Origin of the sequence: Streptomyces telluris (assembly GCF_024519335.1) — a bacterium.
In the GTDB taxonomy this organism is placed as follows: Bacteria; Actinomycetota; Actinomycetes; order Streptomycetales; family Streptomycetaceae; genus Streptomyces; species Streptomyces telluris.
The window spans coordinates 1-741 of sequence record NZ_JANIID010000087.1 but is presented as its reverse complement, the minus strand read 5'-3'; the positions used below and the strand labels follow the sequence as shown (position 1 = coordinate 741).

At 75.3% G+C, this 741-nt stretch carries 1 protein-coding gene and 1 pseudogene; both read left to right on the top strand.

The features are described 5' to 3' along the window. On the top strand, positions 1–351 hold a 351-nt coding region (locus tag NQU55_RS36205), incomplete at its 5' end, for a DUF8825 domain-containing protein (protein ID WP_308402313.1). A 13-nt stretch (positions 352–364) separates the two neighbouring features. Then, a pseudogene (locus NQU55_RS36200) lies at positions 365–741 on the top strand (hypothetical protein); the annotation flags it as partial.

Sequence of the window (741 nt, the reverse complement as noted above, 5' to 3'; positions counted from 1 at the left end):
CCCGACGACCTGCGCGAGGCGCAGCAGCAGCTCCACCAGGCCCGGGCCGAGCTGAGGGCATTCCTCGCCGACCCGGACCTTCCCTGGTCCGTCGAACCGCACGATGGCTGGACCGATCCCCAGGACCGCTGGTACCCCACCCAGCGGCCGGCGACCACCGGCTGGACGGAAGAACAGCAGCAGACGGCTCAGGCCCTGCGGGCCCGCGAGCTGGAACTCGTCATCGCCGTCTCCGGCCACCCGTTCTGGTCCACGCTCGACCGTGGGCAGGTGGTGGCGGCGCGGATGGCGCTCAAGCGCGCTCACGAGCAGGAAGACCCCGACGGCGGGGCCGCAGCGGCCGCCGAGTAGCAGGGGCAGGGCCATGGACAGTGAGCAGGCCAGCACCGTCGGCGACGGGCAGGTGCCGGAGCGGACCCCGGAGCCGCCGGTGCGGGTACGGCTGCCGGACGGGCAGGGGGTCGTCTGCCGGCTCCTGGCCCGGCGCCAGACCGCCGAGGGACTGTGGCTGTACAAAGTGGCCCTGCCCCTGTGGGCTCACGTCCGCCTCGGCCAGCGCGACACCACCGAGCCCGTCGACACCGTCTTCTATGTCGCCGCCGACCAGGCACGCCCCCTGCCCGGCGTCTCCTACACCGGGGTACCCATCCGCCGGCACCCCCTGGTCATCGCCCGCGCCCGCACCGGCCGCCGCCCCCGCGCCACCGCCCCCACCGGCACCCCGGCCGGGACGGAGGCTGC